This is a genomic window from Hymenobacter segetis (genome assembly GCF_038448715.1).
Classification (GTDB): Bacteria; Bacteroidota; Bacteroidia; order Cytophagales; family Hymenobacteraceae; genus Hymenobacter; species Hymenobacter segetis.
Genome location: NZ_JBCEVZ010000009.1, coordinates 27,900 through 43,228, shown reverse-complemented (window position 1 = coordinate 43,228; position 15,329 = coordinate 27,900). Strand labels below are relative to the sequence as shown.

Below are 15,329 nucleotides of genomic sequence, written 5' to 3'. Positions count from 1 at the left end.
GAAAAGCTATTCCTTGCGCACCCGCTCCAACAGCAGCTGGTTCATCGGGTTCGGGGTGAGGCCGCGCACGTTATTCTGCGTTAGGCGTACTACCTCATCGTAATATAGGCTGATAACGGGCGACTCTTCTACCACAATTCGGTCCATGGCCTGGTACAGTTTGGTACGTTTGGCTACTTCCTGGGTGCGGCGGGCTTCGTCGTAGAGCTTATCGTAGGCCGCGTTTTTGAAGTGCGTTTTATCCGGGCCGGCGGGGCTGAAATTGGGGCTGTAGAACAGCGCCAGATAGTTTTCCGCATCGGGATAGTCGCCCAGCCAGCTTTTGGCGAAGAAGGCCACACGGCCATTGTCCACCAAATCCTGTTGCGCGGCCGATTGGTTGATATCAATCTGGACCTGCACGCCCACGTCAGCCCATTGCTTCTGCAAATACTCGCCTATCTCCTTGCGTTCCAGCACGGTGCTCAGGCGCAGCTTCAACGGCCGTTGCGGGCCGTAGCCGGCGGCGCGTAGTAGCTGGCGGGACTTCTGCGGCTGGTAGGTGTAGCCGGGCACTTCTTTTTCGGAGAACGAAGGCAGCGCCGTGGGCACGAAGCCCGAGGTGCCCGCATGACCTACCCGATTCAGCAGGTAGGCCAGCATTTCGGGCTTATTGAGGGCGTAGTTCAGGGCCTGGCGCACCCGCTTATCGCGCAAGGCCCGGCCCTGAATGGCCTGCTCCCCAATCAAATTGGCCGAATCGAGCTGAATGCCCAGGTACTCGGTATTCAGGTACGGCGCTTTCTGCACTGTGAACTTACCCTTGAAATCCTCCCGAATGGTGCCATCGGGGTGCATAATCAGGTCACGCGAGCCGGCCCGGATACCGGACAGGAAATCCAGCTTGCCTTGCATAAAGGTCAGAAACTCGGTTTTGCGGTCGGGCAGGAAACTCACGGCTACCGCATCCAGATAAGGCAGCTTGCGCCCCTGTCGGTCGCTTCTCCAATAGTCGGGATTACGCTCGTAGAGCAGCACGTTGCCCTCATCCCAGAGCTTGAACCGGAACGGCCCCGTACCCACCGGATGCTCGCGGAAATCCTTGCCGTATTTCTCTACGGCCTCATGCGGCACCACATAGGTATACGGCATGGTGAGAATGCCCAGAAACGGAATGAAAGGCTCCTTTAAATGAATGCGCAGCGTGGAGTCATTCGCCGCCACGAAAGCCGTGTCGCTGATGCTGCCATCAGGCTTCTCCAGCACCTTACCCCGGAAAATCCAGCCGCCCGAGCTGGCCGTGGCTGCATCCAGAATGCGCTTGAAGGAATAGACAAAATCTTGGGCCTTCACTTCCCGGCCCTTGCCACCGGCAAAAACGTCGCTATCGTGAAACCGCACGCCCTTCCGTAGCACAAACGTGTACTGCCGCCCATCGGGCGAAATCGAGTAGCGCCGGGCCAGTGCGGGCACTGGCAGCAAGGTCGAATCCAGTTCCATCAACCCATTGAACAGCTGCGAAACGGCCCAGGAATTGGCCTGGTTGCGGGCAAAAGCGGGGTCGAGCGAGGACAAGGCCTCGGGCTGGTTGTAGCGGAATACGCGGCGCTCGTCGGCAGCCGGACGGGCCGCGTCGTGGCAGCCGACCAGCGCCAGCGCACCCAGCCAGAATCCAAAAGGTTTAGCCGATAAGCTAGCCCAACGAGCCAAAAAAGGGGCCATGCGAACAGGGAAAGAATGTATCTTTGTGCAATGCTACGGCAAAAGTTATTAGTTTTTAGTCGGCCGTTGTTTGTTGTCAGGTAGTAGTTGAAAGGCCGTAAAAAGCCCACTACCTGATGATGAAGCACTGAACGACTAACAACTGACAACGAACAACTGACAACTAGAGAGACTCATGGGAAAAATCATCGCGGTAGCCAATCAGAAAGGCGGTGTGGGCAAAACCACTACCTCCATTAACCTCGCGGCATCCCTGGCCGCCCTGGACTACCGGACCCTGCTCGTCGACGCCGACCCCCAGGCCAACGCCACCTCGGGCGTGGGCTACGACCCCAAGGACATCCAGAACAGCATCTACGAGTGCATGGTGGACGGCATTAATGCCCGCGACATCATCGTGCCCACCAACATTCTGCCCCACCTCGACCTCATGCCCTCCCACATCGACCTGGTGGGCGCCGAGGTGGAGATGATAAACCTGCCCAACCGCGAGGAAAAAATGAAGGAGGCCCTGCGCCCCCTCGCCGCCGAGTACGACTTCATCATCATCGACTGCTCGCCCTCGCTCGGCCTCATCACGGTCAACGCCCTCACGGCCGCGCATTCGGTTATCATCCCGGTGCAGTGCGAGTATTTCGCCCTCGAAGGCTTGGGTAAGCTCCTGAATACCATCAAAATCATTCAGAGCCGCCTCAATACCGAGCTCGAAATCGAAGGCATCCTGCTTACGATGTACGACGTGCGCCTGCGCCTCTCCAACCAAGTGGTGGAAGAAGTGCGGATGCACTTCCAGCAGCTGGCCTTCGACACCATCATCCCCCGCAACGTGAAGCTGAGCGAGTCGCCCAGCTTCGGCATCCCCGTCATCCTGCACGACGCCGAGAGCAAAGGCTCCATCAGCTACCTCAACCTGGCCCGCGAGATTGTGGAGAAAAACAGCGTGGAGGCCACGGAGGAAACGGCGGAGGACGAGCGGATTTAAGTTTGTTCGCCCCTAAAAGCCATTCTGAAGCCCCAGTGGGGCGACATATCGGTAGCAACTCCGGATTCTTAAGATTCTAGAAGCCCCGTGGGGGCGGCCTTCGTTGAACGAGTGCCGCCCCCACGGGGCTTTTCCGTTCTCAACACCTCTATTTTCTACCGATGTATCGCCCCGCTGGGCCTTTTCATCGGCCTGATTTTAACCGCAACCGCCCGCGTCAAACTTATCGGCTTGCCCTTCGCCCAACAATCCGTAATTTTGACATCCGTTGCCGCAAGCCTTTTATGGGCGCGGCCGATGAACTATGCCGCTAGAGAAGAACGAAGAGAAATTGCAAGCTGCCCTGGCCGCCGCCGCCGCAGTGAAACGCAAAGGTGGGCTGGGCCGGGGCCTCAACGCCCTGATTGAAGGCAGCTACGACAAAAAAGGCGACCGGCCCGGCTCCAGCGACCGCCTGGTGTCGCACCCCGTCAACTCGGTGGGCTTCATCGCCGTCGAGCACATCGAGGCCAACCCCTACCAACCGCGCACCCACTTCGACAAAGAAGCGTTGCAGGAACTGGCCGATAGCATTAAAATTCAGGGCATTATCCAGCCCGTGACCCTGCGCCAGCTCGGCACCAACTCCTACCAGCTGATTTCGGGCGAACGCCGTTTGCAGGCCTCCAAGCTGGCGGGTTTGGAGACGATTCCGGCCTACATCCGCAAGGCCGACGACCAGCAAATGCTGGAAATGGCTCTGATTGAGAACATTCAGCGCGAAAACCTGAATGCCATCGAAATTGCCCTCAGCTACCAGCGCCTGCTGAGCGAGTGCAACCTACGCCAGGAAGAGCTGGGCGACCGTGTGGGCAAGAACCGCACGACCGTGACCAACTACCTGCGCTTGCTTAAGCTGCCGCCAGACGTGCAGATTGGCCTGCGCGACGCCGAAATCAGCATGGGCCACGCCCGCGCCCTCATCGGCCTCGACGACCCCAAGCTGCAAGTTGAGCTGTTCCGCAAAACCGTGGCCGAGGAGCTTTCCGTGCGCCGCGTGGAGGAACTGGTGCGCAACGGCTACGGCCGTGGTGCCGAGGCCAAGCCCAAAGCCGAGGGCGATACCACCCCTGCCCCGTCGACGGTGCCGGTGGCCGAAATCCGCCGCGCCGAGCGCCACCTCACCGACCGGTTTGGCTCGCGCGTGCAGGTGCGGCCCACGCCTAAGGGCAACGGCGAAATCAAAATCGCCTTCGATTCGGTGGAGGACATGCAGCGCATTCTACACATTCTGCAGCCGTCGTAAGCCCGTTGCCCCGCCGGCTGCGCAGCCTGGGTCGATGGATTGCGGCAGCTGTTTTTCGCTCTTCGTGGACCCATGCGCTAAACGCCGGCGTTTCTCGTTAACAGGCTTGCCATGAAAAATCTATATTCCTACCTCGCGGGTTTTGCCCTGCTGGCTGGCAGTTTACTGAGCAACTACCGTGTTCAGGCGCAGGTATTTACTTCGCCCGGCACTACCGCCACGCCCACTACCATCGTACCCGATACCACCGAGCGCCGGGAAGTGGTGGTGACGCCCGCCGCCAAAAAGCAAAAAGCCGCCGCCGACTCGGCCAAGCGCACCGAGCATATGTTCCGGGCCTTCGGCTTCAAGGGCATTCGCCTCACGCGGCCCGGCAAGGCAGCGATGTTGGCCTTGGTGCTGCCCGGCGCGGGCCAGATTTACAACCACCGCTACTGGAAGCTGCCGCTGGTGTACGGGGCGCTGGGTGGCGTGATTTACGGCGAATGGTACTACCAGAAGCATTACAGCGATTTTGCCTATGCCTACAATCAGGTGACGGACGGCAAAAAGAAAGTCCTCGACCCTGACTTCAAGAGCGGGGCTGAGAAAGTAAAAAGCGTGGATGCCCTCAACAGCGGCGTAATATTCTATCGGGGCTACCGCGACATTTTCTACCTCTACATCGGCCTGGCCTACGGCCTGCAAATCGTAGATGCGCTGGTTGACGCTCACCTCCAGGATTTTGACGTGAGCGACGACCTGAGCCTGCACTGGGAACCCAAAATGATGGCCGTGCCCGGCCAAACGAGCTTCCTGCCCACGGCTCCCGGCGTCATGTTTGCGCTGCGGGTGAAATAAACCTGTTTCAGCAGCTTTGTCCTTTCTACCTGCTACTTACTGCATTCCGACTACCTGAACAAATGAAAATTCTCCTCATCGGCTACGGCAAAATGGGACAGACCATTGGCGCGCTGGCCGCCCAGCGCGGGCACGAAATCGCGGGCATCGTGGACCTGCACGCCAGCCAGTCCATCATTACCGATTTCACCCCGGAAACCGTCGATGTCGCCATCGAATTCACCCACCCCGATTCGGCTTTTGCCAATGTGATGACCTGCCTCGGGCAGGGCATTCCCGTGGTGTGCGGCTCCACGGGCTGGCTGCATCATTTTGAGGAAGCCCGGGCGCTGACCACCGAGTTGGGCGGCAGCTTGTTCTACGCCTCCAACTACAGCGTGGGCGTGAACCTGTTCTTCCATTTCAACGAGTACATCGCGGCCAAGATGGCCCAGTTTGGCGGCTATGACGTGGCGATGCGCGAAATCCACCACACCCAGAAAATCGACCAGCCCAGCGGCACCGCCCTCACGGCCGCCGAAGGCATCCTGCGCCACTTCCCCGCCAAAACCACCTGGCGCAACGCCCCCGCCGAAGCGCCCGCCGAGCTGGCCATCATCAGCGAGCGCACCGGCGATGCGGTGGGCACGCACATCGTCACTTACACCTCCGACGTGGACACGCTAGAGCTGAAGCACGAGGCCCACAGCCGCGAAGGTTTCGCCCTCGGGGCGCTGCTGGCGGCCGAGTGGCTACCCGGCCGCCCGGGCGTTTTCGGAATGAAAGAGCTGCTGGATTTGTAGTCCTTCCGGTTTCTGGGGCTGGCGTTAGCGGCCCTCGCATTCTGCTGCGTTTCTTTGCCTGATTTTCATTGCCAAGCCTAAGCTTGCTCCCCCATGTCCTTGCTCAAAACCGACCCCACTGCCCCGCCCCAGCCGCCCAAAACGAAAACCCGCGAATGGGCCGATTCGCTGATTTTTGCCATCGTGGCCGCCACGCTCATCCGCTGGGCCACGTTTGAGGCGTACACCATTCCCTCACCCAGCATGGAGTCGTCGCTACTGGTGGGCGACTACCTGTTTGTGAGCAAGTTGCACTATGGCCCCATCACACCCCAAACGCCCTTGCAGGTGCCCCTCACGCACCAAACCCTTTGGGGTACGGGCCTGAAAAGCTACTCCGACCTCATCCAGCTGCCCACCTACCGGCTCCCGGGCTTCTCCGAAATCAAGCGCAATGACGTGGTGGTTTTCCACGTGCCCCACGAAACGCAATACCCCGCCGACCTGCGCACCAACTACATCAAGCGCTGCGTGGCCGTGGCCGGCGATACCCTCGAAATCAAAGAAGGCCAGGTGTTCCTCAACGGGAAGCCCGGCGTGACGCCTCCCGGCCTGCAAACCACTTATTTCATGCAGGTTGATAACCCGAATGATGAGGTACTGGCCGCTCTGCGCAGCCAGGGTGTAGTTGATTACGAAGCCCCCGGCGGCCTGCCGCAGGCCGTGCCCGGTCCCACGCAGGGCACTTACGGCTACACCATCAGCTGCACCCAGGCGGCGGCCGATTACTTCAAAAAGCAGCCTTACGTGAAGGCCATGACGGTGCTCCAGCCGCAGGTGCAGTTGTTCCCCGACGTGGCCGATTTCCACGGTTCGACGGTCATGAGCGCCACCCCGCGCAACTGGAACCTCGACAACTACGGCCCGCTGCCCATCCCCAAAAAAGGCCAGACCATTGCCCTTTCCCCCGCCAACGCCGCCATCTATTACAAAATCGTGGCCCGTTACGAGCACAACGAAGGCGTAACCTGGCAGGACGGCATGATTTACCAGAACGGCAAGATGCTGACCAGCTACACCGTGAAGCAGAACTACTACATGATGATGGGCGACAACCGCCACAACTCGGAGGATTCGCGCTTCTGGGGCTTCGTGCCCGAAGACCACGTCGTCGGCAAAGCCGTCCTCATCTGGCTCTCCACCGACCCCAACGCCGACTTCTGGCACAAAATCCGCTGGAGCCGCTTGTTTAATATCATCCATTAAGCTTGCTTGTCATTGCGAGTGGAACGCAGCGGAACGCGGCAATCCTTCCTCTCAAAACCAGACACGCTCTTTTATCAGAAAGCCCCGGCACTTTGCAGTACCGGGGCTTTCTGGTTTTTAAAAAGACCTTGTCACATCTTAAGGCTGGTCACTGAGAGAGGACGGATTGCCGCGTTCCGCTGCGCTCCACTCGCAATGACCGGCGGGACAGTTTACCACTTCACCGGCGTCATCCCATGTTCCACTAGCCAGACGTTGGCTTTGCTGAAAGGCTTGCTACCGAAGAAGCCCTTATCCGCCGCGTATGGCGATGGATGCACCGATTTTATAATCAGGTGCTTACGCTCATCAATCAGCTCTGATTTCTTGCCCGCGTAAGCGCCCCAGAGGATGAATACGACGTGCTTTTTCTCATTGGAAACCTTGCGGATAACCTCATCGGTAAATTCCTCCCAGCCTTTTTTCTGATGGGAGGCGGGCTCGGTGGCGCGCACCGTGAGGGTGGCGTTCAGGAGTAGTACGCCCTGCTCGGCCCAGCGGTCGAGGTTGCCGTTGGTGGGGGGAGGCGTGCCGGGAATATCGGCTTGCAATTCCTTGAAAATATTGACGAGTGAGGGCGGCGTGCGCTGCCCGTCCTGCACCGAAAACGACAGGCCGTGCGCCTGATTTTTCCCGTGGTACGGGTCCTGGCCCAAAATCACGACCTTGACCTTATCAAACGGCGTGGCCTCGAAGGCGTGGAAAATCTGGGAGCCCGCCGGATATACTGTGGCGGTGGCGTATTCGCCTTTCACAAATGCGATGAGGCGTTGGAAATAAGGTTTTTCGAACTCGTCGGCCAACACGGGCCGCCAGCTTTCGGCTATCTTTACCATTGAAGTTTTTGAGAAAATAAACGGGATTTGTGCAGCGTTCTGGAGCCAAATTTGCGTAAAACCAATTATGGCGGGCGGCTGTTACGCCCGCAGCTACCTCTTAGCTCCGCCGACTATGCCCACCACCACTACGCAAGGCGTCACCGTTTCGGTTACGACCAATTACTTGCCCGACTACTCCAGCCCTGGCCAGGAGCATTTCGTATTCGCCTATAAAATCGACATTCGCAACAACAGCGAGTTCACCGTGAAGCTATTGCGCCGTCACTGGCACATTCACGACGCCAACGGCGTGGTGCGCGAAGTAGAGGGCGAAGGCGTGGTAGGCCGCCAGCCCGTGCTGGAGCCCGGTGAGGCCCACCAGTACGTCAGCGGCTGCAACCTGAAATCCGGAGTGGGCAAAATGTGCGGCACATATCTCATGGAGCGCTTGGCCAACGGCCAGGAATTCACGGTAGAAATCCCCGAGTTCACGCTCATGGTGCCGTATCGGTTGAATTAACGAGCTTTCTCCCATTCTTAAAAAGCGGACGGCAGTGCGACCTTTGCGGTTCGCATTGTCCGTCCGCTTCTTGTTTCAACTCCTCGCTTACCTCCGCTTCTGGCTTCGTTCGGGCAATGCCCACGGGCTGCACTCGCCGTTCGTGTTCGGCCTCTATACTTCGGCTGTCCGGCACACGGGCCGCTATGGGGCCTACGCGGCCGTTGAAGCGCGGCGGCAGCAGCTGCTCAGCAGCCCGGCCAGCATCAGCGTTACTGATTTGGGGGCCGGTTCGCACACCGGCGCGGGCCAGCAGCGCCGCGTGGCCGATATTGCCCGCACGGCCGCCAAGCCGCCGCATCTGGCGCAACTGCTGTTTCGACTGGTCAATTATTTCCGGCCGGCCACTATTCTGGAGCTGGGTACTTCCCTGGGACTCACCACGGCCTATCTGGCCGCGGCCGACTCGCGCCACCAAGTCACTACCTTCGAGGGTTGCCCGAACGTGGCCAGCGTGGCCCGTGAAACTTTTGCTGCGCTAAAACTCGGCAATGTGAACATCGTGGAGGGCAATATTGACGATACGCTCGCTCCTGCCCTGGCGGCCCTGCCTGCCCCAGTCGACTTTGCTTTTTTCGATGGCAACCACCGCTACGAGCCGACGCTGCGCTACTTCGAGCTGTGCTTAGCCCACCGCACCGACGAATCAGTGTTTGTTTTTGACGACATCCACTGGTCGGAAGAAATGGAACGAGCCTGGGAGGCCATCAAAATCCATCCCGATGTGACGGTGACGGTCGACCTTTTTTATATCGGGCTGGTTTTCTTTCGGAAGAATCAACCCAAGCAGTATTTCTCGTTACGGGTGTGATTGTAACACCTGCTTTAGCTTGTGCCGGGACCGCCCGACGGTGCACAAGCTAAAGCAGGTGCTACAGGCTACGGCAGTTGGTTCAGTTCCACTTCGCCGCGGTCCTGAATAGCTTGGCGCACGCGCGTCAGCTTTATCAGTAAGGCTTCGAGCTGGTCGAGCGGCAGCATGTTGGCCCCGTCGGATAGTGCCGTGGCGGGCGTGGGATGGGTTTCGATGAACAAGCCATCGGCACCCACGGCAATAGCAGCTTTGGCAATGGTTTCGATGAGGGCGGGCTGGCCGCCGGTCACGCCGCTGGCCTGGTTGGGCTGTTGCAGCGAGTGCGTCACGTCCATCACCACGGGCACTTCGAAGTGGCGCATGGTGGGCAGGTTGCGAAAGTCGACCACCAGCTCGGAGTAGCCGAAGGAGTTGCCGCGCTCGGTGAGAATGACGTTGGGGTTGCCGGCCTGGCGCACCTTGTCCACGGCCCATTTCATGGCCTCCCCGCTTAGGAACTGGCCTTTTTTGATGTTGACGACCTTACCGGTCTGGGCGGCGGCCACCAGCAAATCGGTCTGTCGGCACAGGAAGGCCGGGATTTGCAGCACGTCGACGTACTCGGCGGCCAGCGCGGCTTCGGTCGATTCGTGGATGTCCGTCACCGTGGGCACTCCGATTTCGCGCCCCACTTTTTGCAGAATGCGCAACGCCGTTTCGTCGCCGATGCCGGTGAAGGAGTCCAGCCGCGAGCGGTTGGCCTTGCGGTACGAGCCCTTGAAGATGAAGGGAATCTGCAGCTTATCCGTCATGTGCTTGATGCGCTCGGCGATGCGCAGGGCCATGTCCTCACCTTCGATGACGCAGGGGCCGGCCATGAGGAAAAACTGGCCAGAATTGGTGTGGCGGAAGTGCGGGAGGGTGTTGGCGAGGGCTTGGAGCATGGGATATTATTTCTTTTTCAAACAAATAAACAGCTCCCGCCCCTGCCGGGGCTTGAGCGAATTGGTAGCGGTTTCGAAATGCCGAAACTCAAAATACGGGGCGAAATAGGCGCGGTATTCCTCCCGGCTGCCGCCAAATGGCGGCTCCTGCACCGGGCCGAAATCAGTATCAAACAGGAGGCCCATGAGCGTGCCGCCGGGGCGCAGCAGGTTGGCGCACTGCCGGGCATACGCCGGGCGCAGCGCTGGGTTCAGTGCACAGAAAAACGTCTGCTCCACAATTAAATCGTAGGCGGGGTCGTTGGGCAGGGCAAAGAAGTCGGCCAGCAGCAGGTGTTCCCGGGGGAAATCGGGTACGCGGGTGGCCAGCGCGGCGAGGGCTTCCGGGGCGATATCGGCCACGAACACCTGCCGGAAACCCAGCTGGTGCAGGTACTCGGCTTCGTAGGCGCGGCCGGCCCCGGGGATGAGGATGCGCGGCTGCGCGGCCACATCGAGCTGGTCGAAATAGGCGCGCAACGGCGGGGTGATGGTGTGGGCATCCCACCCATCGCGGCCGGTGGCGTAACGTGCTTGCCAGTAGGCCGCATCGAAGTTCGCAGAAACCGTTTCCATAGGGCCGAAGTATAGAATAAACTTGCCAGGGCAATAAAGTCCCCTATTTTTACGCCAAAGGTACGCGGCGCACAGCGGCACGAACCTTGATTTTTTTCCCGCTTCTCTCGCTTAACTATTCCCGCATGGACCCGAACGAAACCCCCGAACCCCGCTCCAATAACAGCCGCGTCCTCCTCTGGGTAGCCCTCGTGCTGGTACTCCTGGGTATCAACGGCGTTCTGTTTTACCTCAACCAGCAGAAAGGCCAGCAGAACGAAGTGCTGACCACCGAAGTGAAGGCAAAGGACAGCAAGCTCCAGGAGCAAATCAAGCAGTACGAAGCCCTAAAGGCTGATTTTGAGCGCCAAAGCCAGGAGCTGCAAGCCCTGGGCCTGAGCAACGATTCGCTCGAAGCTAAAATCGCCGGCGTGAATGCTGACCTGCTGAAACTGCGCTCCTTCAAGGCCGGCAGCTTCTCCATCGCCCAGCAAAACCTGTTCAAGCAGCGCGCCCAGAACCTGGAAGGCCAGCTCCGCAAGAAGGATGACGACATTGCCCAGCTAAAAAAGGACAACGAGTCGCTTTACACCGAAACCACCACGCTGAAAGAGAAGCAGAACAAGCTGTCTGATACCATCAGCACGGTGGTGCGCAGCAACAAAGAGCTGTCGGAGAAAGTATCGGTAGCCTCGCGCCTGCAGGCCGATAACATCCATGTCGCCATCATCACCTCCAAAAACAAGGAGAAGGACGACGACAAGGAAGAATTCAAAGCCAAGCGCGTGGAGAAAATCAAAATCACCGCCAACCTGGCCCGCAACGACGTGTCGCCGAAGGAAACCAAAGCCATTTACCTGCGCATCCTGGAGCCCGATGGTGCGGCCCTCTACAACCTGAGCACCGGCGGCGGCACCTTCACCGTGGATGGCCAGGAGGCGTTCTACACCCAGAAGCAGGATGTGGTGTACGACAACACCAAGCAGAAACTGGAATTCGTGTACGCCAAAGGTGCCGAATACAAGAAGGGCCTGCACACGGTGGAGCTCTACGAAAGCGGCCAGCTGATGGGCAAAACGACCTTCACGCTGAAATAGCCTGAACGTTTAGTTCGCATTACATAAAAAAAGCCGCTCTTGGGAGCGGCTTTTTTTATGTAGATAATACTCCCCTATTCTACCGCCAAGCGCTGGACCGGGCCGGCACCACGCAGCAGGTAGAGGCCGGCGGGCAGCCCTTGCAGGTCGAGGGCGGCCTCGGGGCCGTCCGGGGCGGGGTAGCGGCGCACGGCCCGGCCCAGCGCGTCGGTGAGGGTGAGGGGCGCGGGCGCGGTGCCGGCGGGCAGGCGCAGGGTGGCCGTGCCGTGGGCGGGGTTGGGGAAGAGCTGCTCGGGGGTTAGGGTGCGGGCGGCGGCGGTGGCCGTGAGGGTGGGGTCGGTGAGGGTGGCCAAGAAGCCGAGGGCATTGTTGGAGCTCGGTTTGGGAAGGGTGATGGAGCCGAAGCTCGCTGTGAGACTCTGGACAAAACCCGCCACATACACGCTGGTGCCACTCACAGCCAAGGCATTGGCTTCGTCATAGTCCGCACCGCCGGCCCGCTGTGCCCACACGAAGTTGCCTGCATTACCTACGTCAGTGAGCTTGGATACGAACACGTCGGAAGAGACCGTATTGGTATTGGTCAGCATGGTGGGGCCAAAGTCTGCCGTGGGGCTTCTGAAATAGCCCACCATGTACACGCTGCTGCCGTTCACGGCCAGTGCTTTGGCAAATTCGTAGCCTGTGCCGCCGGCCCGCTGCGCCCAGTTGAAGCTGCCCATACTACCCGTATCGGTGAGCCGGGCCACGTATGCATCATAGGCCCCTGTATTGGTCAGGGCAGTGGTGCCAAAGCTCGCAATGGGGCTCCGAAAACCACCGGCTACGTACACGCTGGTACCGCTCACGGCCAGCGCGCCGACGCCGTCATAGTCTGTGCCGCCGGCCCGTTGCGCCCACGCGAAGCTGCCCGTGCTGCCCGCATCGGTCAGCTTGGCCACGAATATGTCAGAATTGCCCACAGTAGTGCCCACATTGGCCAGAGTGGTTGCACCAAAGCCTGCCGTAGCGCTGCCAAACTCACCGGCCACGTACACGCTGGTGCCACTCACGGCCAGCGCGCTGGCACCGTCATAGTCCGTGCCGCCGGCCCGTTGCGCCCACACGAAGCTGCCCGTGCTGCCCGCATCGGTCAGCTTGGCCACGAACACATCATAAGCGCCTGAAGTACCACCTATATTGGTTAAGGTGGTGGGGCCAAAGCCCAACGTGGAGCTACCAAAAGCTCCGGCCACGTACACACTGGTACCGCTCACGGCCAGCGCGTTGGCATCATCGTTGCTCGGACCGCCTGCCCGCTGCGCCCAGACAAAGCTGCCTGTGCTGCCCCCATCCGTGAGCTTGGCTACGAATACGTCATCAAAGCCCGCATTGGTCAGGGTGGTGAGTCCAAAGCCCGCCGTGGAGCTACCGAAATACCCCGCCACGTACACACTGCTGCCATCCACAGCCAGGGCGGTAGCATATTCGTAGCTTGTGCCGCCGGCCCGTTGCGCCCACACGAACTGGTTGCTGACCGGGTTAAACTTGGCTACGAACACGTCATAGCTTCCGAGGCTCGTGAGCGTGGTGCCGCCCAGCACCACCGTATTACTAAAAATTCCGGTCAGGTACACGTTGCCCGCCGCATCAACGGCCGTGGCCCTCACTTCCGAGTAGTTATTGGCTGCTGCCGCTGTGGCCGCTGCGACGGCCCGTGCCGATTGCCAAGCAGGGACCTGGGCCGCCGCCGGCATGTGCAAGGCGAGGAGGAGCAGGACCAGCAGGCCCACGAAAAAAAAAGAGGAAAAAAAATTCATCAGGAAAGGAAAAGGGGGTTAGCAAAAACAAGGACCTACTCCACCGCCAGGCGCTGGGCGGGGCCAGCACCGCGCAGCAGGTAGAGGCCGGCGGGCAGGCCTTGCAGGTCGAGGGCGGCCTCGGGGCCGGCCGGGACGGGGTAGCGGCGCACGGCCCGGCCCAAGGCATCTGTGAGGGTGAGGGGCGCGGGAGCGGTGCCAGCGGGCAGGCGCAGGCTGGCCGTGTGGTGGGCGGGGTTGGGGAAGAGCTGCGCCGGGGCCAGGGCGCGGCTGGCGGCCGTGGCCGTAATGGTGGGGTCGGTGAGGGTGGCCAGGAAGCCGAGAGGGGTGTTGGTGTTCGGGTTGGTCAGGGTGATAGTGCTAAAGTCAGCTGTGAGGCTCTGAAAGTACCCAGCTATATACACGCTGGTGCCGCTCACGACCAGTGTTTGGGCTCTATCGTAGCCCGTGCCGCCGGCCCGCTGCGCCCAGGCGAAGCTGCCCGTGAGGCCTGCGTCGGTGAGCTTGGCCACGAACACGTCAGAAAGCCCCATATTGGTCACGGTAGCGGGGCCGAAGCCCGCCGTGGAACTCAGAAAATCCCCCGCCACGTACACGCTAGTGCCGCTCACGGCCAACGTGCGGGCTGTTTCGGTGCCTGTGCCGCCGGCCTGCTGTGCCCAGATGAAGCTGCCCGTGCTGCCCGCGTCGGTAAGCTTGGCCACGTACACGTCCGAAGCGCCCGTATTAGCGCCCGTATTGGTCAGGGTGGCGGGGCCAAAGCCCGCCGTGGGGCTGGAAAAACTGCCGGCCACGTACACACTGGTGCCGCTTACGGCAAGTGCATTGGCATAGTCGCCCCCCGTGCCGCCGGCCCGCTGCGCCCAGGCGAAGCTGCTCGTTGGGCCCGCATCCATGAGCTTGGCCACGAACACATCTCGACCACCCGCAGTGGTCAGGGTGGTGGAACCAAAGCTCACCGTGGGGCTCATGAAAGACCCAGTCACGTACACACTAGTGCCGCTCACGGCCAGCGCGGTGGCTTCGTCGTAGTCCGTGCCGCCGGCCTGCTGCACCCAGGCGAAGCTGCCCGTGGGGCCCGCGTCGCTGAGCTTGGCCACGAACACGTCGGAAGAGCCATTAGGGCCCGCATTGGTCAGGGTGATGGCACCAAAGCCCGCCGTGGGGCTGATGAAAAATCCCGCCACGTACACGCTGGTGTCGCTCACGGCCAGTGCATAGGCTGAAGCAGTGCCCGTACCTCCAGCCCGTTGCGCCCAGACAAAGCTGCCCGTGCTGCCCGCGTCGGTGAGCTTGGCTACGAACACGTTGGCAGCGACCACAGTGGTCAGGGTGGTGGTACCAAAGCCCGCTGTGGGGCTACGAAAAGACCCGGCTATATACACGCTGGCACCACTCAAGGCCAGGGTGTTGGCTCCGTCGTCATCCGTGCCGCCGGCCCGTTGTGCCCACACGAACTGGTTAGTGGCCGGGTTGAACTTGGCCACGAACACGTCAGAGCCTCCGAGGCTAGTCAGCGTGGTGCCACCCAGCACCACCGTGCTGAAGAAAGTCCCGGTCAGGAATACGTTGCCCGCCGCATCAACCGCCGTTGCCGTAACCTGCGAGCCATTACCGGTGGCCACCGTTGTGGCCGCAGCTACGGCCTGCGCCGACTGCCAGGCCGGGGCCTGAGCCGCCGCCGGGAGGCGCAAGGCGAGCAGGAAAATGGCCAGCAGGGTGCGAACCAATGCGGCAGGAAATGGGGAAGAGGAAATGTTTAGCATAGAGGAAAGGAAGTAGCGCAACGCGCTGGTTATGGGATGATACAAAAATAGGGTGCGGGAATAAGTCCCCGCACCCTACTTTTCA

Annotated in this window: 14 protein-coding genes; 8 read left to right on the top strand and 6 right to left on the bottom strand. The window is 60.4% G+C overall.

Features of this window, described 5'->3' with window-relative positions; all coding sequences use genetic code 11:
* Nucleotides 1-6: 6 nt before the first annotated feature.
* Nucleotides 7-1,701 carry an ABC transporter substrate-binding protein gene (locus tag AAFH49_RS05785; RefSeq protein WP_342296555.1) on the bottom strand — a complete coding sequence of 565 codons (1,695 nt, stop codon included), beginning with the start codon at nt 1,699-1,701 and terminating at the stop codon, nt 7-9.
* Nucleotides 1,702-1,876: 175 nt separating this feature from the next.
* Here AAFH49_RS05785 and AAFH49_RS05780 point away from each other — a divergent pair, with 175 nt between their 5' ends.
* From AAFH49_RS05780 to lepB, 5 genes are all read left to right on the top strand, one after another.
* A complete protein-coding gene (locus AAFH49_RS05780) occupies nt 1,877-2,683 on the top strand; it encodes a ParA family protein (protein ID WP_342296554.1) in 807 nt (268 codons plus the stop codon).
* A 304-nt stretch (nt 2,684-2,987) separates the two neighbouring features.
* Complete coding sequence (locus AAFH49_RS05775; protein ID WP_342296553.1) at nt 2,988-3,968, top strand: ParB/RepB/Spo0J family partition protein; 981 nt, start codon at nt 2,988-2,990, stop codon at nt 3,966-3,968.
* Nucleotides 3,969-4,079: 111 nt separating this feature from the next.
* Complete coding sequence (locus AAFH49_RS05770) at nt 4,080-4,808, top strand: DUF5683 domain-containing protein (RefSeq protein ID WP_342296552.1); 729 nt, start codon at nt 4,080-4,082, stop codon at nt 4,806-4,808.
* A gap of 62 nt (nt 4,809-4,870) precedes the next feature.
* The gene (gene dapB / locus AAFH49_RS05765; protein WP_342296551.1) at nt 4,871-5,590 is read left to right on the top strand and encodes a 4-hydroxy-tetrahydrodipicolinate reductase; all 720 of its coding nucleotides are present in this window, start codon (nt 4,871-4,873) and stop codon (nt 5,588-5,590) included.
* Between the two features lie 93 nt (nt 5,591-5,683).
* The gene (gene lepB / locus AAFH49_RS05760) at nt 5,684-6,835 is read left to right on the top strand and encodes a signal peptidase I (protein WP_342296550.1); all 1,152 of its coding nucleotides are present in this window, start codon (nt 5,684-5,686) and stop codon (nt 6,833-6,835) included.
* A gap of 212 nt (nt 6,836-7,047) precedes the next feature.
* Here lepB and AAFH49_RS05755 read toward each other — a convergent pair whose 3' ends face one another.
* Nucleotides 7,048-7,710 (bottom strand): uracil-DNA glycosylase, encoded by a 663-nt coding sequence (locus tag AAFH49_RS05755; RefSeq protein ID WP_342296549.1) that lies wholly within the window; start codon nt 7,708-7,710, stop codon nt 7,048-7,050.
* Between the two features lie 115 nt (nt 7,711-7,825).
* On the opposite strand from AAFH49_RS05755, the gene apaG reads away from it, so the two are divergent.
* On the top strand, nt 7,826-8,212 hold the full coding sequence (gene apaG, locus AAFH49_RS05750; RefSeq protein ID WP_198067932.1) for a Co2+/Mg2+ efflux protein ApaG: 387 nt from the start codon (nt 7,826-7,828) through the stop codon (nt 8,210-8,212).
* Between the two features lie 70 nt (nt 8,213-8,282).
* Entirely contained in the window at nt 8,283-9,062 is a 780-nt protein-coding gene (locus AAFH49_RS05745) for an O-methyltransferase (RefSeq protein ID WP_342296548.1), read from the top strand.
* A gap of 68 nt (nt 9,063-9,130) precedes the next feature.
* On the opposite strand, the gene kdsA is transcribed toward AAFH49_RS05745, so the two are convergent.
* Nucleotides 9,131-9,988: a 3-deoxy-8-phosphooctulonate synthase gene (kdsA, locus tag AAFH49_RS05740; protein ID WP_342296547.1), complete on the bottom strand. Its 858-nt coding sequence runs from the start codon at nt 9,986-9,988 to the stop codon at nt 9,131-9,133.
* A 6-nt stretch (nt 9,989-9,994) separates the two neighbouring features.
* A complete protein-coding gene (locus AAFH49_RS05735; protein ID WP_342296546.1) occupies nt 9,995-10,603 on the bottom strand; it encodes a methyltransferase domain-containing protein in 609 nt (202 codons plus the stop codon).
* A gap of 125 nt (nt 10,604-10,728) precedes the next feature.
* Between AAFH49_RS05735 and AAFH49_RS05730 the strand changes: the two genes are divergently transcribed.
* A complete protein-coding gene (locus AAFH49_RS05730; protein WP_342296545.1) occupies nt 10,729-11,679 on the top strand; it encodes a hypothetical protein in 951 nt (316 codons plus the stop codon).
* Between the two features lie 74 nt (nt 11,680-11,753).
* Here AAFH49_RS05730 and AAFH49_RS05725 read toward each other — a convergent pair whose 3' ends face one another.
* Nucleotides 11,754-13,478: a T9SS type A sorting domain-containing protein gene (locus AAFH49_RS05725; RefSeq protein WP_342296544.1), complete on the bottom strand. Its 1,725-nt coding sequence runs from the start codon at nt 13,476-13,478 to the stop codon at nt 11,754-11,756.
* A gap of 35 nt (nt 13,479-13,513) precedes the next feature.
* A complete protein-coding gene (locus tag AAFH49_RS05720) occupies nt 13,514-15,244 on the bottom strand; it encodes a T9SS type A sorting domain-containing protein (RefSeq protein ID WP_342296543.1) in 1,731 nt (576 codons plus the stop codon).
* Nucleotides 15,245-15,329 lie beyond the last annotated feature (85 nt).

Excerpts from the sequence above, each read along its gene's own strand:
- AAFH49_RS05735 (WP_342296546.1), bottom strand. The coding sequence starts at position 10,603 with ATGGAAACGGTTTCTGCGAACTTCGATGCGGCCTACTGGCAAGCACGT.
- AAFH49_RS05720 (WP_342296543.1), bottom strand. The coding sequence starts at position 15,244 with ATGCTAAACATTTCCTCTTCCCCATTTCCTGCCGCATTGGTTCGCACC.
- AAFH49_RS05780 (WP_342296554.1), top strand. The coding sequence starts at position 1,877 with ATGGGAAAAATCATCGCGGTAGCCAATCAGAAAGGCGGTGTGGGCAAA.
- AAFH49_RS05730 (WP_342296545.1), top strand. The coding sequence starts at position 10,729 with ATGGACCCGAACGAAACCCCCGAACCCCGCTCCAATAACAGCCGCGTC.
- dapB (WP_342296551.1), top strand. The coding sequence starts at position 4,871 with ATGAAAATTCTCCTCATCGGCTACGGCAAAATGGGACAGACCATTGGC.
- AAFH49_RS05725 (WP_342296544.1), bottom strand. The coding sequence starts at position 13,478 with ATGAATTTTTTTTCCTCTTTTTTTTTCGTGGGCCTGCTGGTCCTGCTC.
- AAFH49_RS05755 (WP_342296549.1), bottom strand. The coding sequence starts at position 7,710 with ATGGTAAAGATAGCCGAAAGCTGGCGGCCCGTGTTGGCCGACGAGTTC.
- AAFH49_RS05785 (WP_342296555.1), bottom strand. The coding sequence starts at position 1,701 with ATGGCCCCTTTTTTGGCTCGTTGGGCTAGCTTATCGGCTAAACCTTTT.
- kdsA (WP_342296547.1), bottom strand. The coding sequence starts at position 9,988 with ATGCTCCAAGCCCTCGCCAACACCCTCCCGCACTTCCGCCACACCAAT.
- apaG (WP_198067932.1), top strand. The coding sequence starts at position 7,826 with ATGCCCACCACCACTACGCAAGGCGTCACCGTTTCGGTTACGACCAAT.
- AAFH49_RS05770 (WP_342296552.1), top strand. The coding sequence starts at position 4,080 with ATGAAAAATCTATATTCCTACCTCGCGGGTTTTGCCCTGCTGGCTGGC.
- AAFH49_RS05775 (WP_342296553.1), top strand. The coding sequence starts at position 2,988 with ATGCCGCTAGAGAAGAACGAAGAGAAATTGCAAGCTGCCCTGGCCGCC.
- lepB (WP_342296550.1), top strand. The coding sequence starts at position 5,684 with ATGTCCTTGCTCAAAACCGACCCCACTGCCCCGCCCCAGCCGCCCAAA.